Source organism: Elioraea tepidiphila DSM 17972, from assembly GCF_000378465.1.
Lineage (GTDB): Bacteria > Pseudomonadota > Alphaproteobacteria > Acetobacterales > Acetobacteraceae > Elioraea > Elioraea tepidiphila.
Genome location: NZ_KB899920.1, coordinates 43,070 through 65,867, shown reverse-complemented (window position 1 = coordinate 65,867; position 22,798 = coordinate 43,070). Strand labels below are relative to the sequence as shown.

Genomic DNA, 22,798 nt, shown 5'->3' with positions numbered 1-22,798 from the left:
GCCGTCACATGGGGGCGGGCGCCTCAGCCCGCCAGTTCGCGCGACCGGCGCGTCGCCGCCTCGACCGCCCGGGCGATCAGGCCGGGCACGCCGTCCTCGGCCATCAGCACCGCGAGCGCCGCCGCCGTGGTGCCGCCAGGGCTGGTCACGTTCTTCCGCAACTGTGCCGCATCCTCCGCACTCGCCGCCAGCAGCGCGCCCGATCCGGCCACGGTCTGGCGCGCGAGACGCCGCGCCAGCGCCGGCGGCAGACCCTGCGCGACGCCGGCCGCCTCCAGGGCTTCCGCCAGCAGGAACACATAGGCCGGACCGCTGCCCGAGACCGCCGTCACCGGGTCCATCAGCGCCTCGTCCTCGACCCACGCGACCGCGCCGATCGCGCCGAGCAGATCCGTGCAGAGGTCGCGCTGCGGCGCCGTCACGCCGGGGCCGGGGCAGGCCACCGTGATCGCCTGACGCACCGCCGCCGGGGTGTTCGGCATCGCCCGCACGATCCCCGCCGCCTCGCCGAGCAGCGCGCGCATCCGGCCGATCGTCGTGCCGGCCATGATGGAGAGGAACACCGCCGAGCCGGCGAAGCGCGCATAGGCGGGCAGCACCTTGGCCGCCTCCTGCGGCTTCACCGCCAGAACGACCGCGGCCGGGCGGAGACCGGCCGGCAGGGCGTCGGGGCTGGCGACCGCGCCCGCCGGCGCCACGGGGCCGGGCTCGACCACCGCGACCTCGCGCCCGGCCTCCAGCCAGCCGGCACGCATCGCACCGCCCATCTTGCCGCAGCCGACCAGCAGGATCGTGTCCATGCGGAGAAGGAAAACAGGGGTGGGGGGACTACGCTAGTCCCCCCACACCCCCCTGCATCAACGGGCCGCGCTAGAATGGCGCATGGCCGAGGTGCCACGCGTCCCGACCTCCGTCCTGCTGGAGGGCCTGATGCACGAGGCCCCGGGGAACTCGGTCAGCCTCGGCTGGCTGATCGAGCGGCTCGGCCCGCGCTCCTTCGGCCTCGTCCTGCTGCTGCTCGGCCTGCTTGCCCTGCTGCCGGGGATCGCGATCGCGGCCGGCGTGCTGCTGGCCATCCCGGCCTCGCAGATGCTGCGCGGCCACACCGCGCCGGTGTTTCCGCAACGCATCGCCGCGCGCGGACTGCCCACGCAACGGCTCGCGGCATTGATCCGGCGCGCCCTGCCGGCACTCCGCCTGATGGAACGGCTGATGCGCCCGCGCTTTCCGACACCGTTCCAGACCACCAAACGCCTGGTCGGCGCGCTCATGCTCCTGCTCGGCGCGCTGCTGCTGGCGACCCCCGTGCCGCTCAGCAACATCCCCTACGGGATCGCGATCATCCTGCTCGCCTTCGCCTATCTGGAGGAGGACGGCGTGGCGCTCTGCCTGGCACTCGGCCTGACGCTTATCGCCTTCGCCTCGGGGGCGGCCGTGCTCTGGATCACGCTCGGCTGAGACCATGAATGCGGCACGCGCGTGCTGATGTAATTGTGCTCCGCCATCGCCATCTCTCACATTGATCGGCTGACGCGACCTGGCTCGCCTCCGGTTCCGATCCCGGCGCCCAAGAACGAACGATACGCCGCACGGCGCGGAACGCCGTGACCATCCGCATGGAGGCTGACATGGCCCTCAACGAGAAGCCGCGCACCAATGGGCTGCGCGACCGATGGGATCGCAACCGGCCCGTCATTTACGCCCTCGGCATCGGCATGATGCTCGGGCCGCTGGTGTCGAGCTTCGCCGGATACCAAGTGCGCAGCAGCACGTCCGACTCACGCGTGCATGCCGCAGTCGTCGAGCAGCAGGCACGGTTCTGCGAGGAACGTGCCCGCGCGGCAAGCGCCGAGGCAGGCCGGCTTGACTGGAACCGCGGCTACGAACTCGCCCGCCAATGGGCCAAGATGCCGGGAGCCGCCGCCGCTGACAGCGACGCGATCCAGGCCTGCGTCCGGCGGCTGACCGCGTGACCCGCAACCCGCGCTGGGATGGCGCGCGCATCACCTTCGAGATCGTCGAGGGCGGGCGTCCGATCGCCTGCGCGATCTCGCGCAGCGCGTTGCAGGATCTTGCCGGCCAGCGGCGCTTCAAGCCCGCCGAGCTGCTCGCGTGCTTCGCGGCACTCGGTCCGCGGATCGAAGCGATCGCCCGCGCCAAGCTGCGTGAACGGCCGGACGGCATCGAGGGGGTGCTGCACATCTGGTCGGACGACATCGACGATCCACCGCCGGCCGACATGCCGATGGCTGCTGCCCTGCGAGGCTAGAGCGGGGGCGTCACAGCCTCCCGCGGCTCATGCCTCGCCCGCGCACTCCAGCATCGCGGCCGCGAGCGCGTCGGCCGGGCTCTTGCCGCCCCAGAGCACGAACTGGAACGCCGGAAAGAAGCGCTCGCACTCGGTCACCGCGATGTCCACCATGTCCTCCAGCGCCTCCACCGACAGCCCGCCCGCGCCGCGCAGCAGCACCGAATGGCGGAACACCGGCGTGTTCTCCTCGGTCCAGACGCCGAAATGCCCGAGCCAGAGCTTCTCGTTCGCGAGTGCCAGCAGCTCATGCACCTGGGTCTTGCGCGCCGCGGGCACCTTCAGGTCGAAGGCGCAGAAGAAATGCATCGCGCTGATCTCGCCGCACCAGGAGAAGTGCAGCGTGTAGTCGCACCATTTCCCGGGCACCTCGACCGCCATCGCATCGTCGCCGCGCCGATCGAACGGCCAGTCATTGGCGGCGACGATCTGCTCCAGCAGGTCCAGCGGATTGGCGGTGGAGTCGTCTCGGAGGGCAAGGCGGTCGGCCATGGCCGCGTGCTCCCTGTACCGGCGGCAGGCACCGAGGCGGCGCCCGCCTGGAGAGGGTGTTCCGCGCCCTTGCCACATCTAGGTGTGAACGAGCGGCCCGAACACCATGAATAGGCTACCGAGCCGAATCGCACTCCTGCAAGGCGAACCCTGCCCGGGGCCACGTTTTCACGCCGCTGTCACGCTTGCCTCAGGGGGCGGTGCCGTCCACCGCCGGCGGCGCCTCCGGGGTCGCCTCCACCTTCGCCAGCCGCGCCTCCAGCTCCGCGATCCGCGCGGCGAGCCTGCCGTTCTCCTCGCGCGCCCGCGCCGCCATCTCGCGCAGCGCGTCGAACTCCTCGCGCGTCACCAGCTCGAGCCGGCGCACCATCTCCTCGACGGCCGAGCGCGCCATCGCCTCGGCCTCGCGCCGGAGCCCGACCAGCGCCGAGATCGCGCCGCCCGCCACTCCCGCCACGTCATCCGCCAGCTTCCCGCGCATGCTCCCTCCGTCCCGCGGCGTTGCCGCCCCTCCGCGCGGACCCTATAAGCGCCGCGACCCCGCCACAACCGGCAAGCGCATGATTCTCGTCACCGGCGGCGCCGGCTTCATCGGCTCCAACATCGTCGCTGCCCTCGCCGACCGCGGCGAGGAGGTGGTCGTGTGCGACCGCCTGCGCAGCGACGGCAAGTGGCGCAACCTGGCGAAGCACCTGGTCGCCGAGCTGGTCGCCCCCGAGGCGCTCGCCGCCTGGCTCGGCCGCGCCCCGCGCCTGCGCGCGATCGTGCACATGGGCGCGATCTCCGCGACCACCGAGCGCGACGGCGACCTGACCGCCGCGACCAACATCACGCTCTCGCTCGCGCTGTGGGAGTGGTGCGCCGCGCAGGCCGTGCCGCTGATCTACGCCTCCTCGGCCGCGACCTACGGCGACGGGACGGCCGGGTTCGACGACGACGCGAGCCCCGCGGCGCTGGCGCGGCTGCGTCCGCTCAATCTCTACGGCTGGTCCAAGCACGCCTTCGACCGGCGCGTCGCCGACCTGATCGCGCGCGGCCGGCCACGCCCGCCGCACTGGGCGGGGCTCAAGTTCTTCAACGTCTACGGGCCCAACGAGTACCACAAGGGGCCGATGATCTCGGTGGTGAAGCGCAAGGCCGACGAGATCGCCGCCGGCAACCCGGCCACCCTGTTCCGCAGCCACCGCGCCGACATCCCCGACGGGCACCAGGCGCGCGACTTCATCTGGGTCGGCGACTGCGTCGATGTCGTGCTCTGGCTGCTCGACCACCCGCACGCCTCCGGCCTCTACAATGTCGGCACCGGCAGGGCGCGCACCTATGTCGATCTCGCGCGCGCGGTGTTCGCGGCGATGAACCGCGCGCCGGAGATCAGCTTCGTCGATACGCCCGAGCATCTGCGCGCGCAGTACCAGTACTTCACCCAGGCGCGGATGGAGCGGCTGCGCGCGGCCGGCTACGACCGGACGTTCACGCCGCTCGAGGACGGGGTCGCGACCTATGTGCGCGACTTCCTCCTGGCCGAGGACCCGTATCGCTGATGCTCGGCATCGTGCCGTTCCCGATGATCGATCCGGTGCTGGTCGCGATCGGTCCGTTCGCGATCCGCTGGTACGCGCTCGCCTACATCGTCGGGCTGGTGATCGCGTGGCGCGTGGTGCGCCGCCTCGCCGCCGCGCCACCCGCCTGCGCGACGCCCGAGCAGGTGGACGACTTCCTCACCTGGGCCGTCGTCGGCGTGATCCTCGGCGGCCGGCTCGGCTACGTGCTGTTCTACCTGCCCGGCTACTACCTCGCGCACCCGCTGGAGGCGCTGATGGTGTGGAAGGGCGGGATGAGCTTCCACGGCGGCATGCTCGGCGTGATCCTGGCGACGCTCTGGTTCTGCCGCAGGCGCGGGATCGACTTCTTCGCCTTCGTCGATCGCGTCGCGGTGCCGACACCGATCGGGCTGTTCCTCGGCCGGCTCGCCAACTTCATCAATGCCGAGCTCTGGGGGCGGCCGTGGGACGGGCCCTGGGCGATGGTGTTCCCGACCGATCCCGATCAGCTGCCGCGCCATCCGAGCCAGCTCTACCAGGCGGGGCTGGAGGGGCTCCTGCTGCTCGCGGTGATGGCCTGGTTCGGACGCCAGGAGCGGTATCGCGCACGGCGCGGCTTCCTCGGCGGGCTGTTCCTCGCGGGCTACGCGGTCGCGCGCATGACCGGCGAGCTGTTCCGCCAGCCCGACGCCTTCCTCGGCTTCCTGCCGGGCGGGCTGACCATGGGCCAGGTGCTGAGCCTGCCGATGCTGGCGGTGGGGCTGTGGGCGATCGCGACGAGCCGGTCCCGCTCGGTGCGATGATCCGCGCCGAGATCGCCGAGCGGGGGCCGATGCGGCTCGACCGCTACATCGCGCTCTGCAACGCGCACTACTACGCGACGCGCGATCCGTTCGGGCGGGCGGGGGACTTCGTCACCGCGCCCGAGATCACCCAGGCTTTCGGCGAGCTGCTGGGCGCGTGGTGCGTGTCCGTGTGGGAAGGGATGGGCCGGCCCGATCCGGTGCTGCTCGCCGAGGCGGGGCCGGGGCGCGGCACGCTGATGGCCGATGCGCTCAGGCTCGCCGATCGCGTGGCCCCCGGCTTCGCCGCCGCCGCGCGCGTGCATCTGATCGAGACGAGCCCGGTGCTGCGCGCGGCGCAGCAGACGCGCCTCGGCGGCCGGGTCGCGGCGTGGCATGACGACATCGCAACGTTGCCCGAGGGCCCGCTGCTGCTGGTCGCCAACGAGTTCCTCGATGCCCTGCCGGTGCGCCAGATCCTGCACGACGGGCGCGAGCGCGCGGTCGGCTGCGAGGGCGAGCGTCTGGTCTGGACGACGCTCCCCGCGCCGGGCGAGCCGCCGGGCGAGCGCGGCGAGGCGGCCTGCGCCTGGGTGGCGGCGCTCGCGGCCCGGATCGCCCGCGAGAGTGGCGCGGCGCTGATCATCGACTACGGCCACGAGGGCGGCGCGACCGACACGCTCCAGGCCGTGCGCGGCCATGCGCCCGCCGATCCGCTCGCCGCGCCGGGCGAGACCGACCTGACGGCGCATGTCGATTTCGCCGCCGTCGCGGCCGCTTCCCGCGCGGCCGGCGCCGCCGTGCACGGCCCGGTGCCGCAGGGCACGTTCCTGCGCGCCCTCGGCCTGCCGGAGCGCACGGCGGTGCTGTGCCGCGCCGCACGCCCCGGGACGGCGCGCCAGCTCCAGGCGGCGGCGCGGCGGCTGATGGACGCGGACGCGATGGGGCTCGTGTTCAAGGCGCTGGCGATCGCCGCACCCGGCCTGCCGGCGCCGCCGGGCTTCGTGCCGTGACCGTGCCGTTCCTGACCGCCGGGCTCGCCACACCGCACGGCTTCTTCACCCGGGCGGGCGGCGTCTCCACGGGCCAGTTCGCGAGCCTGAACTGCTCGCTCTCGGGCCGCGACGATCCGGATGCCGTCGCCGAGAACCGCGCCCGCGCCTGCGCCGCGCTGGGTGGGCCGACCCTGGTGGGGCTGTTCCAGGTGCACGGGCCGGCGGTCGTGGTGGTGGACGAGCCCTGGGGCGACGACGCCCGGCCCCGGGCGGATGCGCTGGTGACGCGGCGTCGCGGCCTCGCGCTCGGCATCGTCACCGCCGACTGCGCGCCGGTGCTGTTCCTCGACGCCGAGGCGGGCGTGATCGGCGCCGCCCATGCCGGCTGGCGTGGTGCGGCGGCCGGCGTGCTCGAGGCGACGGTTGCGGCCATGGAACGGCTTGGCGCTGCGCGCGGGCGGATCGGCGCCGCGATCGGCCCCACCATCGCCCAGGCGAGCTACGAGGTCGCCGCCGACATGCGCGATGCCGTGCTCGCCGCCGATCCTTCGCACGCCCGGTTCTTCGCCGATGGCGACCGCCCCGGCCGCTGGCGCTTCGACCTGCCCGGGCTCTGCGCCGCCGCGCTCGCGCGCGCCGGGGTGGCACACATCGTCGATCTCGGCCTGGACACCTATGCCGAGCCCGCGCGCTTCTTCAGCTACCGCCGCGCCACGCACGAGGGCGCAGGGCCGATCGGGCACCAGCTCTCGGCGATCGCGCTCGGCTGAACCGTGTTAAACGAGGCGGGCCATGCCCTATGTCTGGATGTTCGTGATCCTCCTCTGCCTCGGCGTGCTCGCCACCTGCGTCGTGGCATGAAACGCCTGCTCGCCCTGCTGCTGCTCGCGGGCTGCGGTCCGTTGCAGCTCCCGTTCGTCGAAGTGCCGATGCCGTTCGAGCGCAGCGCCGCCGAGGCCGCGCGCGACGGGCTGACGCGCCCGCCGCCGGCGCGCATCGTCGTTCCGCCCTCGACCACGCTCGGCCTGCCGGAGGAGGATGCGCTCCGTTTCGCGGCCACGCTCGCCGAAGCGTTGCAGGCGCAGGAGCTGCCGGTGACGGCGGCCGACATCCCGAAGCCCGACTATCGCCTGCTGGTGGCGGGCGAGAGCGAGGGCGGGCTGGTGCGCCTCACCTACACGCTGGTCGATGCCGCGGGTGCGCCGATCGGCGCCGCCGGCGGCCCGCGCGCGGTGCCCGCCGCCGCCTGGGCGCGCGCTGATGCGGCGACCCTGCGCGCGACCGCCGGCGAGGCCGCGCCCGCCATCGCGGCGATGCTCGTCCGCGCCGATGCGGCCTCCCGCCAGGTCGAGCCCGGCCAGCTCGTCTCCCGCCTGCCGACCCTGCGCATGAACGGTGTCGCCGGCGCGCCCGGCGACGGCAACCGCTCGCTCGACCGGGCGATCCGCGCGGCGCTCGCGAAGGAGGGCGTGCTGGTGCAGGAGGGCGCGGAGGGCGAGTTCGCGCTCGCCGGCCGGGTGGATGTCACGGCGCTGCCGCGGCGCCAGCAGCGCGTCGAGATCACCTGGACCGTGCTGCGCGCCGACGGCACCGAACTCGGCAAGGTGAGCCAGCTCAACGAGGTGCCGGCCGGCACGCTGGACGGGCTCTGGGCCGATGTGGCCGTGGTCGTGGCCGAGCAGGCCGCGACGGGCGTGGCCGAGGTGATCCGCCGCGCCCGCAGCGGCGGCTGAGCGGGGTCGTATGACGGCCGGTTTACACCCCAACCCCACGTTGCTACGAACCCCGCGCCTTCCCGCCCGCCAGCCCGGGACCTGACACCGCGATGAAGATCGTCGCCTGCAACTCGAACCGCCCGCTCGCCGAGGCGGTGGCAACGGCCTTGAACCTGCCGCTGACCAAGGCCTCGGTGCGGCGCTTCGCCGACATGGAGATCTTCGTCGAGATCCACGAGAACGTGCGCGGCGAGGACGTGTTCGTCGTCCAGTCCACCTCGTTCCCGGCGAACGACAACCTGATGGAGCTGCTGATCACGCTGGATGCGCTGAAGCGCGGCTCGGCGCGGCGCACCACCGCCGTGATCCCGTATTTCGGCTATGCGCGGCAGGACCGCAAATCGGGGCCGCGCACGCCGATCAGCGCCAAGCTGGTGGCGAACCTGATCACCGAGGCCGGGGCCGACCGCGTGCTGACCCTCGACCTGCATGCGGGCCAGATCCAGGGCTTCTTCGACATCCCCGTGGACAACCTGTTCGCCGCCCCGATGTTCGCCTCAGACATCAAGGCGCGCTACGCCGGCAAGGACCTGATGGTGGTGAGCCCCGACGTGGGCGGCGTGGTGCGCGCGCGCCAGATCGCGACCCGCCTCAACTGCGATCTCGCCATCATCGACAAGCGGCGCGAGCGCGCGGGCGTGTCCGAGGTGATGAACGTGATCGGCGAGGTGGAGGGCCGTCACTGCATCCTGGTCGACGACATCGTCGATTCCGCGGGCACGCTGTGCAACGCCGCCGAGGCGCTGATGAAGAACGGCGCGACCGCGGTGTCGTCCTATGTCACCCACGGCGTGTTCTCGGGCGGCGCGGTCGCGCGCGTCGCGGCGAGCCCGATCGAGATGATGACGACGACGGACTCGATCCTCGCCACCGAGGCGGTGCGCGTCAGCCACAACATCCGCCAGATCACGATCGCGCCGCTGCTCGCCGAGGCGATCCGGCGCATCAGCGAGGAAAGCTCGGTCTCGTCGCTGTTCTGCTGAGCGGGCGGGGGCATCGCGCGCTCCCGGCCGCGTCGCGCCGGCGCGATGCGGCGACCCCGACCAGGCTCGCGGTCGCCTCGCCGGACGACGCGATGGCCGATCTGCCGGCGCGGGCCGCGGCCGCCCCCTTGCGCGGTCGCGCCAGCCGACCCAGCATCCTGCCCGCACCAGCATCGAGGAGACGCACACGATGAAGCTGTTCTACAGCCCCGGCGCCTGCAGCCTTGCCCCGCACATCGCCCTGCACGAGGCGGGGGCCAAGTTCGAAGGCCAGCGCGTGGCGCTGAAGGACGGCGCGCAGTTCCAGCCCGACTACCTGAAGGTGAACCCCAAGGCCAAGGTGCCGGCCCTGGTGCGCGACGACGGCTCGGTGCTGACCGAGTGCCCGGCGATCCTGTTCTGGATCGGCCGCAGCTACCCGGCGGCGAAGCTGCTGCCCGAGGATGTCGAGGGCCAGGCGCGCGCGCTCGAATGGATGAACTTCATCTCCGGCACGATCCACAACGGCGGCGTGACGCGGATCGGCCGCGCGGAGCGTTTCGTCGGCGATCCGGCCCATGCGCCGGCCGCGGCCGAGAAGGCGAAGGAGGATACGGCCAAGTACCTCAAGATCGCCGACGAGATGCTGGACGGCCGCGACACGGCGCTCGCCTCGGGCCACTCGGTGGTGGACGACTACCTGTTCGTGATCTGCCGCTGGGTCGAGCGGACCGGCAAGACGCTCGCCGACTTCCCCGCGCTGAAGCGGTTGCACGACCGCGTGGCGGCACGGCCCGGCACCAAGGCCGCGCTCGCGGCCGAGGGGCTGGCCTGACCGCGCCGGCGCGCGCGGTGCCGCGTATACCCGGCGCACGAAGGTTTCACCTTCGTGCGCCGGGTATGAGGCCTCCTTTGGCGCGCAGCCGCCACACCAGCCCTGCGCGCGATCCCGGGCTGCCAACGGTCAAACCTTTGGCAGCCCGGTATCAGTCCCGATCGGCCTCGCGCAGCAGACGCAGCGCGGCGAGCAGGGTGCGCTCGTAGCGGTCGCGTTCGCGCGCGACCGTCTCGGGCGGCCAGTCGCGGAAGCCGCGCCCGCTTTTCGCGCCCAACCGTCCCTCGGCCACCAGGCGTTCGAGCGTCGGGCTCGGCGTCGTGTCGTTGCAGAGCGAGGGGTAGATCGTGCGCGCCGCGGCGAGCTGCGTCTCCAGCCCGGCGAGCTCCTTCTGCAGGATCGGTCCGGCGGCGATGTAGCGGAAGCCGAAGGCGTAGCGCACCGCCGCATCGACATCCTCGGCGGTCGCGAGCCCCTGGTCGATCACGGCGAAGGCCTCGCGCATCAGCGCGTGCTGGATGCGGTTGGCGAGGAAGCCCGGCACGTCGCGCGCGACGCGGATCGGCTTGCGCCCGAGCGCGGTCATGATCGCGGCGAGCCGGTCGCACACGGCCGGGTCGGTGTGCTCGCCCTGCACCACCTCGACGCCGGGCACCAGATGCGCGGGCAGGAAGAAGTGCAGGTTCGCCATGCGCGCCCGTGTGGCGCAGTCGCGCGCGATGTCGGTGATGCGGAACCCCGAGGCGTTGCTCGCCACGGGCACGTGGGGCGGCACCAGCCGGTCGAGCTCGGCGAAGATCGCGCGCTTCAGATCGAGCCGCTCCGGCGCGGCCTCGACCACGACGCCGCTTGACGTGAAATCGACCGCATCGAGGCGTTCGACCGCGGTGAGCGCGGCGACGGCATCCGGATCGGCCTCGAGCTGCGCGAGCGAGGTGCGCACGCGCGTGTGCCGTTCCGGCGCGAGTCCGCCCGCCGGCTCCACCGCGGTGACGCGCCAGCCGCCGGCGAGGAAGATCGCGGCGATGTCGCAGCCCATCAGGCCGAGACCGATGACGACGGCGTGGTCCGCCGCCTGCTCGCTGCGTGCTGGTGTCATGTCGTCTCCTCAATCGTCAGCCGGCACGGGCCCATGTCCGGCGCAGAATCCGCACGAGCGGCAGCAGCCACACCAGCAGCGTGAACGCGGCCAGCGCCGCGGCGATGGGGCGTTCGAAGAAGCGCAGCGGATCGCCCTGCACGCGGATCAGCGAGGACATCAGGTGCTCCTCGACCAGCCGTCCCATCACCATGCCGAGCACGGTCGGCCCGACGGGGTAGCCGTTCTCCTCCATCCAGAAGCCGATCAGGCCGGCGACGAGCATCACGCCGATGCCGAACAGGCTGTTCTCGACCGCGTAGGCGCCGAGGCAGGCGAACAGCAGCAGCGGCGCCATCAGCAGGCGTCGCGGCAGCTTCAGGATCGGCACGGCGATGCGGATCGCCGTCCAGCCGAGCGGGACCATCAGCAGATTGGCGAGGAAGAAGCAGAGGAAGACGGCGTAGAGCGTGTGCGCGTTCTCGAGGAAGATCGAGGGTCCGGGCGTGACGTTCTTCAGGTACAGCACCGCGATCGCGATCGCGGTGATCGTGTCGCCCGGGATCGCGAACACCAGCGCCGGAATCCAGGCGCCGGCCAGCGAGGCGTTGTTCGCGCTCGTGGCATCGACGATGCCCTCGACGCTGTCGGTCTGCCAGGCGGCGGGGTCGCGCGTGAGGCGGCGCGACAGCGCGTAGGACGTCCAGGCCGCGATGTCGGCGCCCGCGCCGGGCAGGGCGCCGACCACGGTGCCGAGCGTCGCGGAGCGCAGCAGGTTCAAGGGCCACTGCATCAGCTTGCGCGGGATGCCCGAGAAGATCCCGGCGTTGCGCGGCAGCGGCACCGCCGCCGGCGTGTCGGGGTCGCGCATGGTGCGCACGATCTCGGGCAGGGCGAAGAAGCCGATCAGCGCCGGCACGAAGGGCACGCCATCCAGCAGTTCCGGCGCACCCAGGGTGAAGCGCGGAAAGCCCGAGGTGTAGTCGCGGCCGACCGTCGCGAGCAGCAGGCCGAACAGCAGCGACGCCGTGCCCTTGGCGGCATTCTCGCCGACCACGAACACGGCGCAGGAGAGCCCGAGCACAGCCAGCCAGAAGAACTCGAAGGAGGAAAGGCTCAGCGCGTAATCGGCCAGCACCGGCGCGAACAGCACCAGCACCGTGGTGCCGATCAGCCCGCCGAACGCCGAGAACACGACGTTCACGCCCAGCACCTCGGCCGCGCGCCCGGCCTTCGCGAGCCGATAGGCCTGGTCGACATAGGCCGCCGCGGCGGGCGTGCCCGGCAGCCTGAGCAGCGTGCCCGGGATGTCGCCCGCGAAGATCGCCATCGCCGTCGCCGCGACGATCGCCGCGATCGCCGCCACCGGATCGAGCTTCATGGCGAACGGCACCAGCAGCGCGGTCGCCATGGTCGCGGTGAGCCCCGGAATGAAGCCGACGAACAGGCCGAACAGCGACGAGACCAGGATGGTCGCGAGCACGGCGGGATCGGCGACCATGCCGACGGCGCGGGCGATCGCGTCCATCGCTCCGTCTCAGTACGGCAGGAAATCGAGCGGGCCGCGCGGCAGCGGCACCCGCAGCAGCATCGCGAACAGCACCCAGGTCACGCCGGCGAACGCGACCGCGGCCAGGGCGGCGGCCAGCGGGCGGGCGCCGCTGACGAGCAGCAGGGCTCCGCCCACCACGACCGCGGTGAGCGGCCAGCCTGCGGGCTCGAACAGCAGCAGCAGCGCCGCCGGGGCGACCGCATAGGCAAGCGGGGCGGCGCGCCGGGCGCGCGCGCCGTCCGCGCGTCGCGGCGGCGCCTGGAGTGCGACCAGCACCGCGCAGACGACGAGCCCCAGCCCGAGCGCGGTCGGGAACAGCGCCGGGCCATAGACCTGGCCGGGGATCGGCGGGAACGCGCGCGCGAGCAGCAGCGCCGCGAGCCCGAGCGCGCCCGGCGGTCCCGCGACCGCGGCCCGCCGCAGCAGGTCAGCCGCGCGCGAGGCCGGCCTCCTTCAGCAGGCGCCCGTAGGAATTGAGCTGCGCCTCCAGCACCTCCTCCCACGCCGCCGGGGGACGGTGCAGCGCGCGGATGGTGCGCTGGCGCAGCACGCCCTGCACCTCCTCGGTCGCGTGCACCTTCGCGAGCGTCTCGACCAGCCGGCCAAGGATCGCCTCCGGCAGGCCGCGCGGACCGGCCATGCCGTGCACCACCGAGAAGGTCCAGTCCGACCCGGTTTCCTCCTTGAGCGTCGGGATGTCGGGGAACTGCTCGGCGCGCGCATCCGCCATCACGCACAGCGTGCGCACGCGCTGGGCCTCGAGCAGCGCGCGCGCCTCGGCGAGCGAGGAGGTGGAGAAGTCCGACCCGCCGGCCGCGACGTCCTGGTGGCCGAGCGTGCCGCCCTGCGCCGGCACCCAGATCACGCTGCGCGGATCGACGCCGAGGCTGTCCATCATGCCGAGGAAGCCGACATGCCAGTTCACGCCCGGCGCGGCACCCGTGCCCCTGAGCCGGCCCGGATTGGCGCGGATCGCCTCGATCAGATCATTGACGCGGCGATACGGCGCGTCGTGCTTCACCGTCACCGAGCCGACGATCTCGTTGGTCTGGCCGATCTTGGTGAAGTCCCGGTGCGTCAGCCGCGACTGCCCGAGATGCGTGTAGAAGGACAGGTCGTTGGTGATCATGCCGATCGTGTAGCCATCGGGCTGGGCGCGCGCGATCGCATCGTGGCCGATGATGCCGCCGCCGCCGCCGCGGTTGACGACGTTCACGGTGGCGCGCAGTTCCCGTTCGAGCAGCGGCGCGATCGTGCGCGCGACCATGTCGGTGCCGCCGCCGGCGGGGTAGGGCACGATCAGGGTGATCGGCCGGTCGGGCCAGGCGGCCCTGGCGGACCCGATGATCCCGACACTCGCGATGGTGCCGGCAAGGACCGCGCGGCGCGTCATACGTCGTGGCATGGCTTCCTCCCGATCGGGCCCGCGCTTCGTTGTGGGCCCGTGCCGCGCGGAGCGTAGCCGCGGTGCTGGCGCGCGAAAAGCCACCCCCGCGCGCCGCGAAGGTCCGCCGATTGCCGCGACGGCGGGGATGCGCGAGAACCGCACGGCGGCGCGCTCGGGGCTGGCGACGGGGGTGTCATGATGGCGGAGAACGGTGCGGCATGAGTGCGGCGGGTCATGACGCTTCGCCCGAACGGTTCCTCGCGACGGGCGCCGATGCCGACCTGCCGATCGTCGATGCGCACCACCACATCTGGGATCTGGACCGCAATCGGCATCCCTGGCTCACCGAGGAGCCGCCGATTCCGTTCCGCTACGGCGACTACCGCGCGCTGCGCCGGACCTATCTGGTCGCGGACTATCGCCGCGACGCCGCGCGCCAGCCGATCGTGGCGACGGTGTACATGGAGGCCGAGCACGATCCGGCGGCCCCGCTGCGCGAGACGGCGTGGCTGCACGAGATCGCCGCGCGCGAGGGCCTGCCCGACGCGATGGCCGGCGCGGCGTTCCTCGATCGCGATGACGCGGCCGAGGTCATCCGGGCGCAGGCGCGGATGCCGCTGGTGCGCAGCCTGCGTCACAAGCCGAAGGCGCTGCCGCGGGCGGATTATGCGCCGACGCACCGTCTGCCCGGCTCGATGCGCTGCCCTCACTGGCGTGCCGGCTATCGCCATCTCGCGGAGTCCGGTCTGCATTTCGAGCTCCAGACCCCGTGGTGGCATCTGCCCGACGCGGTGGAGCTCGCGCGCGACTTTCCCGGGACGCTGATCATCCTCAACCATCTCGGGCTGCCGTCGGATCGCAGCCCCGCCGCGCTCGCGGCCTGGCGCGAGGCGATGGCCCGGCTGGCCGAGGTGCGGAACGTGCGCGTGAAGCTGTCGGGCTGCTGCGTGCCGGGGCAACGCTGGACGCCGGAGCTTCAGGCGCCGGTCGTGCTCGCGGCGGTGGCGCTGTTCGGCGCCGAACGCTGCATGGTCGCGAGCAACTTCCCGGTCGATGGGCTGCACGCGACCTTCGACGAGATCATGGACGGCATGAAGGCGATCACGGCGCAGCTGCCGCGCGCCGATCGGCTGCGGCTGTTCCACGGCACGGCGGTCGAGACCTATCGCCTCGGCGGCGCGGATCCCGTCTGAGCCACCCGGCCGCCGCGCGCCGGGCCACCGGCCTCACGCCCTGGCGGCCGGCGCCTCCGCCATCTGCCGTCGCTCCTTCGCGTAGCGCACCAGGGCGGCGAAGCGGTACAGCCCGTGCACGAAGCGGCCATAGGGCATGGTGAGGAAGAAGGCGAACACCACGCCGAGATGCAGCGCGAGCAGCAGCCCCATCGCGGGGGTGGCGCGCAGCACCAGCAGCAGCAGCCCGGTCAGGCTCGTGAGGAACAGCATCGCCAGGAACGCCGCGTCCATGCCGAAACGGGCATCGTCGCGCAGCGCCGGATCGCGCGTCCATTTCGCCGCCAGCAGCCCGGCGGGGCCGATCAGCAGGCCGATGCCGCCGACCGTGCCCAGCACCACCGGCAGGTCCCACCACGGATAGGGCGCGATGCGGCCGAGGCCGTAATGATAGAGCGTCGCCACCGAGGTCGCGGCGAAGCAGAGCAGGAAGCCGTAGAAGGTGAGGTGGTGGTACAGGCGGCGATTGTCGGTCGGCCGCTCGTCGGCGCCGTAGCAGCCGACGCCGCCGCCGTCGAGATTGCGCAAGGTGGCCGCGTCCTTGACCGCCTGCCAGAGCGAGGCGGGCTCGGCAAGTGTCGCGGCCGGCTCGCCGATGTCGCGCCAGAACGCGCGCAACCCCATCGCCAGCGCCAGGATCGCGTAGAGGAAGGCCGCGCCGAACACCGCCACCATCGTGTCATGCGGCATCAGCCGGTAGAACGCGCCCGGGCCGGTGTGTGTGCCGAACAGCACCGCGGCGTCGTTCCAGGCGACGAAGCCGGCGATGAACGCCGCCACGGCGAGGGCGGCGATCAGCGCGATCCAGAGCCCGTTGCGGTCGAAGATCGGCGCGAGTGCGGCCGGCCAGGCGTAGCGGCGGTAGCTGTCGGCGCGCACCGCGGCGAGCGTCTGCGGCACGTTCACCTGGAACTCGTGCGGCGGGGCGAACTGGCAATCGACATAGCAGGCGCCGCAGGCATGGCAGAGATTGGCGAGGTAGTTGAGATCGCCGTCGGCGAAGGACCGGCGCATCTCCATCGCCGGGAACACCGCGCACAGCCCCTCGCAATAGCGGCAGGCGTTGCAGACCGTCATCAGCCGATCCGCCTCGGCGAGCGGGGCCGAGGCATGACCCGGGGGCGTGTGCAGGCTCATGCGGCATCCTTTCGCGCGTTGCGCCGGCGGTGCAGCTCGGCGGCGGCCGCGCGCCCGGCGATGCGGCCGAACACGCTGCCGATCGTCATGCCGATGCCGGCGGCGTAGCCCTGGCCGAGCACGTTGCCGGCCATGATCTCGCCGGCGGCGAACATGTTGGCGGCCTTCGTCCCGTCGGCCATCACCATGCGCGCATCGCGATCCACGCGCACGCCGAGATAGGTGAAGGTGATGCCGGGGCGCACGGGATAGGCATGGAACGGTGGCGTTTCGATCCGGCGCGCCCAGTGCGTCTTCGGCGGATCGAGCCCCTCGGTGCGGCAGTCGTCGAGGATCGTGTGGTCGAAGGTGCCGGGACGGACGGCGGCGTTGAAGCGCGCGACGGTCGCCTCCAGCGCCTCCGGGTCGAGCGCGAGCCTGCCCGCGAGCGCGCGGATGCTGTCGGCGGTGATCGGCGGATAGAGCGAGGGCATGAACTGCGTCAGCGCCGGCGCATCGAAGACGATATAGGCGATCTGGCCCGGCTGCTGCGCCACCAGCCGCCCCCAGATGGCGTAGCGCTTCGGCCAGATGTCCTCGCCCTCGTCGTAGAAGCGCTGCGCATCGCGGTTGACGACGATGCCGAACACCACGCAGTCGAGCCGGGTGATGATGCCGCCGTCGAATTTCGGCGCGCGCGCATCGATCGCGACCGCGTGGCACTGGGTCGGATCGCCGATCGGCTGCACCCCTGCATCGAGCAGCATCCGCAGCACCGTGCCGCGGTTGTAGGGCGTGCCGCGGATCAGGAAGTTCTCCGCCGCCTCGCCCCAACCCTGCTTCAGCCACGCGATGTTGGCCTCGAAGCCGCCGGCGGCGGCGATCAGCATGTCGGCCTCGACGCGATGCGCGCGCCCGTCCGCCTGCACCGTGGCGCCGAGGAAGGCGCCATCGGCGATCTCCAGGCCGACGACCTCGGCCTCGTAGCGTACCGCGACGCCGAGCCGCTCGGCCGTCAGGTAGAGCGCGTTCAGCATCGCCCGCCCGCCGCCGAGGAAGAACGAGTTGGTGCGCCCGAGGCTGAGCGTGCCGCCGAGCGAGGGCTGGAAGCGCACGCCCTGCGCCTGGATCCAGTCCAGCATTTGCTTCGACTCGGCGATCATCAGCCGGGCGAGCTCCTCGTCGGTGCGCCCGCCGGTGACGCGCAGCAGATCGTCGAAGAACTCCTGCTCGGTATAGGGGCCCGAGAGCGTCTCGGTCGCGCTGTCATGGGCGCAGCGCATGTTGCGCGTGTGGCGCGTGTTGCCGCCGCGGTAGAACTTCGGCGCGGCTTCGAGCACCAGCACGCTCGCGCCCTCCCGGCGCGCCGCGATCGCGGCGCAGAGCGCCGCGTTGCCGCCGCCGACCACCAGCACGTCGTAGCGTCGTGACAGATCCGTCATGCTGCCCCAGCGGTTCCCGTCCGGCCACGCGCCGCGCCGGCCGAGGGCACTGATATCGGGCGGGTTTGCGGCGTCAAGCCGAGGGCGGGCGGGGAATGCTTCGCCTCACGCTTGCGTTTGCCTGGGATCATGGCAGTGATGCAGCATCGATGGGATCACGGTCGCCGGCCTCCCCCCGCCCGGCCCCTTGTCCCGCACCGGGGATCGGCCCGTCTCGTCGGCGCGGCCGGTCGGGCGCAGCGCCGCATCCGTGCGATCCGGTGCCGGAACAGTCTGTCGGCGGGGGCGGAGAGGGCCGACCGGCCAGGCAGCACGAGGCGTCGATGACGACCGACACGGCCTTCTCGCTCGCGGCGCGGCAGAACCGCAAGGTGTTCGCCTTCGTCGGCGCGATCAGCGCGGTGATCAACCTGCTCGCGCTGGTGGGCTCGATCTACATGCTCCAGGTCTATGACCGGGTGCTCGCCACGCGGCACAAGGACACGCTGATCTACCTGACCGTGATCGCCGCGGTCGCCATCCTGGTGCTCGGCGTGTTCGAGTTCGTCCGCATGGCGGTGCTGGGCCGCGTGGCCGCCTGGATCGAGGAGACGGTGCTGCCGCACGTGTTCTCGCGCTCGATCGATGCCGAGCTCGTGGATCGGCCATACCGGATGGAGGCGGCGCGCGACATGGCGCTGTGGCGGAGCTTCCTCGCCAGCCCCGCGCTGACGACGCTGTTCGACGTGCCCTGGGTGCCGATCTATCTCGCGGTGATCTTCCTGCTGCATCCCTGGCTCGGCTGGGTCGCGACCGCGGGGGCGGCGCTGCTGTTCCTGCTGACCCTGCTCACCGACCGGCTGACCGCGCCGCATCTGCGCCAGGCCAACATGCTCTCCGCGGGCGCGCAGCGGCACGCCGAGGCGATGCTGCGCAACGCCGACGCGATCGACGCGATGGGCATGCGGCCGCACGTGATCCGGCTCTGGCATCGCCGCTTCTCCGAGGCGCTGCCGCTCCAGGGCACGGCGGCGGACCGCTCCTCGCTGCTGCTCGGCATGACCAAGGCGCTGAGGATGCTGCTGCAGGTGCTGATCCTGTTCGCGGGCGCGCTGCTGGTGCTGCAGGACCGGATCACGGGCGGGGCGATGATCGCCGCCTCGATCATCATGGGCCGGGCACTCGCGCCGGTGGAGCAGATGATCGGCTCGTGGAAGACCACGGTGACGGCGCGGCAGGCCTATGCGCGCATCAACGCGCATCTGTCGCAGCCGCCGCTGCGCTCGCCGGTGCGTGCGGCGCTGCCGGAGGCGCGCGGCGCGGTCGCCTTCGACCGCGTGTTCTACGCGCTGCCCGGCCAGGGCTTCCCGTTCATCCGCAATGTCAGCTTCGAGCTCGCCCCGGGCGAGACGCTCGCGATCATCGGCCCCTCGGCCGCCGGCAAGACCACGCTGCTCCGGCTGCTGCTCGGGCTCGTGCGGCCCTCGGGCGGCACGGTGATGATCGACGATCTCGATGTCTGGCAGTGGCCGCGCGAGACCTTCGGCCGGACGGTCGGCTACCTGCCGCAGACGGTCGATCTGTTCGACGCGACGATCGCGGAGAACATCGCGCGCATGGCCGAGCCCGACATGGACCAGGTGGTGGCGGCGGCGCGGCTCGCCGGGTGCGATGCGATGATCGCGGCCCTGCCCGAGGGCTACGAGACGGCGCTCGGCGAGGGCGGGCTGCATCTCTCGGGCGGGCAGCGGCAGATGGTCGGGCTCGCGCGCGCCTTCTACGGCAGTCCGCGCGTGATCGTGCTCGACGAGCCGAACAGCAATCTCGACGGCGATGCCGAGGCGCATCTGATCGAGAGCATCCGGCGCGTGCGGGCGACGACGAAGGCGACGGTGGTGTTCGTCTCGCACCGCCCGCCGCTGGTGCAGACCGCCGACAAGGTGATGCTGATGCGGGGCGGCATGGTGGAGATGTTCGGCCCGCGCGAGGCGGTGATGCGCCGGGTGCTGAAGCCGGTGGAGACGGCGCAGGCCGTGACCGTCGCGCCGGCGGGCGACGCGAAGCAGGGAGCCGGCTGATGGGCACCGCGCTCGTTCCCTATGAGCGCTCGCGCGCGCTGGTGCGGCGCGAGATCGAGTACTGGGACCGCACGATCGCGCTGCCCGCGCGGCCGCGCATCCGCGGGCTGACGCTGTTCGGCATCGCCGTGTTCGCCGTCTTCATCGGCGGCTTCGGCTTCTGGGCGTCGTGGTATCCGCTCGCCGAGGCGAGTCTCGCGCAGGGCTCGGTGAAGGTGGAGCTGAACCGGCGCAGCGTGCAGCACGCCGAGGGCGGGATCGTGCGCGAGATCCTGGTGCGCGAGGGCGACCGCGTGGAGCCGGGCCAGGTGCTGGTGCGGCTCGACCCCGTGCAGGCGGCCGCCCTCCAGCAGGGGCTGGAGACGCAGCGCCTGGCGCTGCTCGCCCATGCGGCGCGGCTGGAGGCGGAGCTCGACGGGGCGGAGCGCCTCCGCCTGCCCGACGCGGTGGTGCTGGCGCGCGGCCGGCCCGAGGTGGCGGAGATGATCACCGGCCAGACCGCGATCTTCGAGATGAAGCGCGCGGCCTGGATCGCGTCCGACACCGCGCTGCTCGCGCGCCAGGACCAGCTCCAGGCGACGATCGATGCGCTCACGCGCCAGCTCGCCTCGTCGCTGCGCCAGATCGAGCTCGTGCGCGAGGAGATCGCGACCGTCGAGGAGCTGCTGCGGCGCGGGCTGGAGCGCCGGCCGCGGCTGCTCGCCCTGCAACGGAGCGAGGCGGCGCTGATCGGCACATACGAGGACCAGCAGGGCCAGATCCTGCGCAACCGCGCCCAGATCGCCGAGATCGCGCAGACGCTCGCGAGCCAGCGCCAGGCGCGCAGCGCCGAGGCCGGGCGCGAGCTGCGCAGCGTGCGCGAGCGGCTGATCGAGGTCGAGGAGAGGCTGATCCGCGCGCGCGACGTGAGCGGGCGGCTGGAGCTGCGCGCGCCCATCGGCGGGGCGGTGATGGGGCTGAAGGTGAACAGCGACGGCGCCGTGGTGCGCCCGGCCGAGCCGCTGCTCGACATCGTGCCGGAGGAGCGGCTGGTGGTGGATCTCCGGATCTCGCCGCTCGACATCGCACGGGTGCAGGTGGGCGCGCCGATCGAGCTGCGCTTCCCGTCATTCCCACAGCGCAACATGCCGCCGGTGCACGCCGAACTCGCCTGGATCTCGCCGGATGCCGAGGTCGAGCAGCGCAGCGGCATGCCGTTCTACACCGGCCGCGTGCTGCTGGAGGAGGCCGCGCTCGCGCAGCTTCCGGGCGGGCGCGTGGTGCCGGGCATGCCGGTGGAGGCGAGCATCGTCACCGGCCAGCGGACCATGATGGAGTATCTGCTCAAGCCGATCCTCGACAGCTTCCGCCGGTCCTTCGTCGAGCGCTGAGCGCGCGCGATTTGACGCGACGCTCTTAGGTTGATATCAACTGAAAAAACCAGAGGAGGGCCGCATGGCCGAGAGGGTGCTCGTGCTCGTCGGCACGAAGAAGGGCGCGTTCATCGCCGAGAGCGACGCCGCCCGACGCGGCTGGTCGCTGCGCGGCCCGTTCTGCGAGGCCTGGCCGATCAACCACGTGATCGCCGAGCCCGCCACCGGGCGCATCCTCGCCGGCGGCGGCAACGAGTGGTTCGGCCCCGCGGTCTGGGCGTCGGACGATCTCGGCGCAACCTGGACCCATTCCTCGGCCGGCATGGCCTATGGCGAGGGCGAGCCGCCGATCCGCGCGGTCTGGAGCCTGGCCGCGGCGAACGGGCATCTCTACGCCGGGGTGGAGCCGGCGGGGCTGTTCCGCAGCGCCGACCGGGGCGAGACCTGGACGCATCTCGGCGGCCTGCGCGACCATCCCTCGCGCCCCTCCTGGCATCCGGGCGCGGGCGGACTGATCCTGCACTCGCTGGTGATCGATGCGGCGGACGAACGGCGCATCTGGGTCGGCATCTCGGCCGGCGGGGTGTTCCACTCGGCCGACGGGGGTGCGACCTGGGAGCCGCGCAACCGCGGCACGCGCGCCGATTTCAACCCCGAGGACCAGCGCTATCCCGAGCACGGGCAGTGCGTGCACTGCCTGGTGCAGGCGCCCGGCGTGGCGGACCGGCTGTATCAGCAGAACCATTGCGGCATGTACCGCAGCGACGATGGCGGGCGGTCGTGGCAGAGCATCGAGGCCGGGCTGCCGTCGAGCTTCGGCTTTCCCGCCGCCGCCCATCCGCGCGATGCGGACACGCTCTATCTCGTGCCGCTGAACGGCGATTCCGCGGGCCGCTACGTGCCGGACGGACGGGTGGCGGTGTGGCGCACGCGCGACGGCGGGCGGAGCTGGCAGGACCTGCGCGCGGGCCTGCCGCAGCGGAACGCCTATCTGAACGTGCTGCGCCAGGCGCTGGCGACCGACCGGCTGGCGCCCGCAGGCGTCTATTTCGGCACCGGCACGGGCGCGCTCTATGCCTCGGCGGACGAGGGCGACACTTGGGCCTGCATCGCCCAGCACCTGCCGGCGATCACCTCGGTCGAGACGCTGGTGCTGGACCGGTAGCCCCGGCCGCGCCGATCGGTCAGAGTCGATCGCGGATCGACTCGGGGGCCGGGATGGCGCTCTGGAACAGCCGCGACGGGTATGGGGCGGTCACCAAGACGGCGCATTGGCTGATCGTCGTGCTGTTCGCGTTCCAATACGCCGCCGGTCTGACGATGACGCGGCTGGGCGAGGGCGAGCGCGCGTTCGGGCTGTCGGGCGATGCGCTGTACAACTGGCACAAGACGCTGGGGCTGGTGGCGCTGGCGGTGGCGGTGGTGCGGCTGGCGGCACGGCATGTGGGCGAACTGCCGCCCTGGGCGCCGACCTTGAGCGAGGCCGAGCGGCGCTTCGTGCACCGGGCCGAGCGGGTGCTGTATGCGGCGATGGTCGTGCTGCCGGTGAGCGGGTTCGTGTACGTGATGGCGGGCGACTACGGGGTGATCGTCGCGGGGGTGTGGGCGCTGCCGAACCCGTTGCCGCGGTCGGAGGTGCTGGCGGCGGCGGGGCGGTGGGTGCACATCGGCGCGGCGATCGTGCTGGCGGCGGCGCTGGCCGGGCATCTGGGGCTGGTGCTGTGGCACACGCTGGTGCTGGGCGACGGGCTGCTGTGGCGGATGCTGCCGCGGCGCCGGTAGGGGAGGGTCCGAGAACGAAGGTTCCTGGCGGGTGGGTGCGGGAGGGCGGCGCCCTCCCGCTCTGTTTTGGGCGGCCGCAGGCCGCTCTTCTCGTGTGGGCGGGGTGATCG

Annotated in this window: 24 protein-coding genes; 15 read left to right on the top strand and 9 right to left on the bottom strand. The window is 72.5% G+C overall.

The window, feature by feature from the left end:
- Positions 1–23 precede the first annotated feature (23 nt).
- A complete protein-coding gene (gene proC / locus F563_RS0110145; protein ID WP_019014561.1) occupies positions 24–800 on the bottom strand; it encodes a pyrroline-5-carboxylate reductase in 777 nt (258 codons plus the stop codon).
- An 82-nt stretch (positions 801–882) separates the two neighbouring features.
- Here proC and F563_RS0110140 point away from each other — a divergent pair, with 82 nt between their 5' ends.
- The 3 genes from F563_RS0110140 to F563_RS0110130 all read left to right on the top strand — a co-directional run bounded on the left by F563_RS0110140 (position 883) and on the right by F563_RS0110130 (position 2,269).
- Positions 883–1,458 (top strand): exopolysaccharide biosynthesis protein, encoded by a 576-nt coding sequence (locus F563_RS0110140; protein WP_019014560.1) that lies wholly within the window; start codon positions 883–885, stop codon positions 1,456–1,458.
- 170 nt (positions 1,459–1,628) lie between these two features.
- Positions 1,629–1,973, top strand: coding sequence for a hypothetical protein (locus tag F563_RS0110135; protein ID WP_019014559.1), 345 nt, complete (start codon positions 1,629–1,631; stop codon positions 1,971–1,973).
- Positions 1,970–2,269, top strand: a complete 300-nt coding sequence (locus F563_RS0110130; protein ID WP_019014558.1) for a DUF1488 family protein — start codon at positions 1,970–1,972, stop codon at positions 2,267–2,269. The genes F563_RS0110135 and F563_RS0110130 overlap by 4 nt, the downstream gene beginning before the upstream one ends.
- 27 nt (positions 2,270–2,296) lie before the next feature.
- Here F563_RS0110130 and F563_RS0110125 read toward each other — a convergent pair whose 3' ends face one another.
- A complete protein-coding gene (locus F563_RS0110125) occupies positions 2,297–2,800 on the bottom strand; it encodes a type III secretion system chaperone family protein (RefSeq protein ID WP_019014557.1) in 504 nt (167 codons plus the stop codon).
- A 190-nt stretch (positions 2,801–2,990) separates the two neighbouring features.
- Complete coding sequence (locus tag F563_RS22185; RefSeq protein ID WP_019014556.1) at positions 2,991–3,281, bottom strand: accessory factor UbiK family protein; 291 nt, start codon at positions 3,279–3,281, stop codon at positions 2,991–2,993.
- Positions 3,282–3,360: 79 nt separating this feature from the next.
- On the opposite strand from F563_RS22185, the gene rfaD reads away from it, so the two are divergent.
- From rfaD to F563_RS0110085, 7 genes are all read left to right on the top strand, one after another.
- A complete protein-coding gene (rfaD, locus tag F563_RS0110115; RefSeq protein WP_019014555.1) occupies positions 3,361–4,341 on the top strand; it encodes an ADP-glyceromanno-heptose 6-epimerase in 981 nt (326 codons plus the stop codon).
- The gene (gene lgt, locus F563_RS0110110; RefSeq protein ID WP_019014554.1) at positions 4,341–5,144 is read left to right on the top strand and encodes a prolipoprotein diacylglyceryl transferase; all 804 of its coding nucleotides are present in this window, start codon (positions 4,341–4,343) and stop codon (positions 5,142–5,144) included. Before rfaD ends, lgt begins: the two co-directional genes overlap by 1 nt.
- The gene (locus F563_RS0110105) at positions 5,141–6,136 is read left to right on the top strand and encodes a class I SAM-dependent methyltransferase (RefSeq protein ID WP_035575043.1); all 996 of its coding nucleotides are present in this window, start codon (positions 5,141–5,143) and stop codon (positions 6,134–6,136) included. The genes lgt and F563_RS0110105 overlap by 4 nt, the downstream gene beginning before the upstream one ends.
- Positions 6,133–6,888 (top strand): peptidoglycan editing factor PgeF, encoded by a 756-nt coding sequence (gene pgeF / locus F563_RS0110100; RefSeq protein WP_019014552.1) that lies wholly within the window; start codon positions 6,133–6,135, stop codon positions 6,886–6,888. The genes F563_RS0110105 and pgeF overlap by 4 nt, the downstream gene beginning before the upstream one ends.
- 87 nt (positions 6,889–6,975) lie before the next feature.
- Complete coding sequence (locus tag F563_RS0110095; RefSeq protein WP_019014551.1) at positions 6,976–7,851, top strand: hypothetical protein; 876 nt, start codon at positions 6,976–6,978, stop codon at positions 7,849–7,851.
- Positions 7,852–7,943: 92 nt separating this feature from the next.
- Positions 7,944–8,876, top strand: coding sequence for a ribose-phosphate pyrophosphokinase (locus tag F563_RS0110090; protein ID WP_019014550.1), 933 nt, complete (start codon positions 7,944–7,946; stop codon positions 8,874–8,876).
- A gap of 190 nt (positions 8,877–9,066) precedes the next feature.
- A complete protein-coding gene (locus F563_RS0110085) occupies positions 9,067–9,690 on the top strand; it encodes a glutathione S-transferase family protein (RefSeq protein ID WP_019014549.1) in 624 nt (207 codons plus the stop codon).
- 151 nt (positions 9,691–9,841) lie between these two features.
- Here F563_RS0110085 and F563_RS0110080 read toward each other — a convergent pair whose 3' ends face one another.
- The 4 genes from F563_RS0110080 to F563_RS0110065 are packed head-to-tail and all read right to left on the bottom strand — an operon-like array spanning position 9,842 to position 13,725.
- Complete coding sequence (locus F563_RS0110080) at positions 9,842–10,789, bottom strand: 3-hydroxyacyl-CoA dehydrogenase family protein (protein ID WP_019014548.1); 948 nt, start codon at positions 10,787–10,789, stop codon at positions 9,842–9,844.
- A 16-nt stretch (positions 10,790–10,805) separates the two neighbouring features.
- Positions 10,806–12,296 (bottom strand): tripartite tricarboxylate transporter permease, encoded by a 1,491-nt coding sequence (locus F563_RS0110075; protein WP_019014547.1) that lies wholly within the window; start codon positions 12,294–12,296, stop codon positions 10,806–10,808.
- Positions 12,297–12,305: 9 nt separating this feature from the next.
- Positions 12,306–12,689: a tripartite tricarboxylate transporter TctB family protein gene (locus tag F563_RS22180; RefSeq protein ID WP_281169537.1), complete on the bottom strand. Its 384-nt coding sequence runs from the start codon at positions 12,687–12,689 to the stop codon at positions 12,306–12,308.
- A gap of 58 nt (positions 12,690–12,747) precedes the next feature.
- The gene (locus F563_RS0110065) at positions 12,748–13,725 is read right to left on the bottom strand and encodes a Bug family tripartite tricarboxylate transporter substrate binding protein (RefSeq protein ID WP_211211416.1); all 978 of its coding nucleotides are present in this window, start codon (positions 13,723–13,725) and stop codon (positions 12,748–12,750) included.
- Positions 13,726–13,925: 200 nt separating this feature from the next.
- Between F563_RS0110065 and F563_RS0110060 the strand changes: the two genes are divergently transcribed.
- Positions 13,926–14,900 (top strand): amidohydrolase family protein, encoded by a 975-nt coding sequence (locus F563_RS0110060; RefSeq protein ID WP_019014544.1) that lies wholly within the window; start codon positions 13,926–13,928, stop codon positions 14,898–14,900.
- Between the two features lie 33 nt (positions 14,901–14,933).
- Here F563_RS0110060 and tcuB read toward each other — a convergent pair whose 3' ends face one another.
- Together tcuB and tcuA are read right to left on the bottom strand one after the other, a co-directional pair.
- Entirely contained in the window at positions 14,934–16,076 is a 1,143-nt protein-coding gene (gene tcuB, locus F563_RS0110055; RefSeq protein ID WP_019014543.1) for a tricarballylate utilization 4Fe-4S protein TcuB, read from the bottom strand.
- Positions 16,073–17,497, bottom strand: coding sequence for an FAD-dependent tricarballylate dehydrogenase TcuA (tcuA, locus tag F563_RS0110050; protein ID WP_019014542.1), 1,425 nt, complete (start codon positions 17,495–17,497; stop codon positions 16,073–16,075). Before tcuA ends, tcuB begins: the two co-directional genes overlap by 4 nt.
- Positions 17,498–17,820: 323 nt before the next feature.
- Between tcuA and F563_RS0110045 the strand changes: the two genes are divergently transcribed.
- The 4 genes from F563_RS0110045 to F563_RS0110030 all read left to right on the top strand — a co-directional run bounded on the left by F563_RS0110045 (position 17,821) and on the right by F563_RS0110030 (position 22,688).
- The gene (locus tag F563_RS0110045) at positions 17,821–19,554 is read left to right on the top strand and encodes a type I secretion system permease/ATPase (RefSeq protein WP_019014541.1); all 1,734 of its coding nucleotides are present in this window, start codon (positions 17,821–17,823) and stop codon (positions 19,552–19,554) included.
- Positions 19,554–20,924: an HlyD family type I secretion periplasmic adaptor subunit gene (locus F563_RS0110040; protein ID WP_019014540.1), complete on the top strand. Its 1,371-nt coding sequence runs from the start codon at positions 19,554–19,556 to the stop codon at positions 20,922–20,924. The genes F563_RS0110045 and F563_RS0110040 overlap by 1 nt, the downstream gene beginning before the upstream one ends.
- A 64-nt stretch (positions 20,925–20,988) precedes the next feature.
- On the top strand, positions 20,989–22,071 hold the full coding sequence (locus F563_RS0110035; RefSeq protein WP_019014539.1) for a WD40/YVTN/BNR-like repeat-containing protein: 1,083 nt from the start codon (positions 20,989–20,991) through the stop codon (positions 22,069–22,071).
- Positions 22,072–22,124: 53 nt separating this feature from the next.
- Positions 22,125–22,688, top strand: coding sequence for a cytochrome b (locus tag F563_RS0110030; protein ID WP_019014538.1), 564 nt, complete (start codon positions 22,125–22,127; stop codon positions 22,686–22,688).
- Positions 22,689–22,798 lie beyond the last annotated feature (110 nt).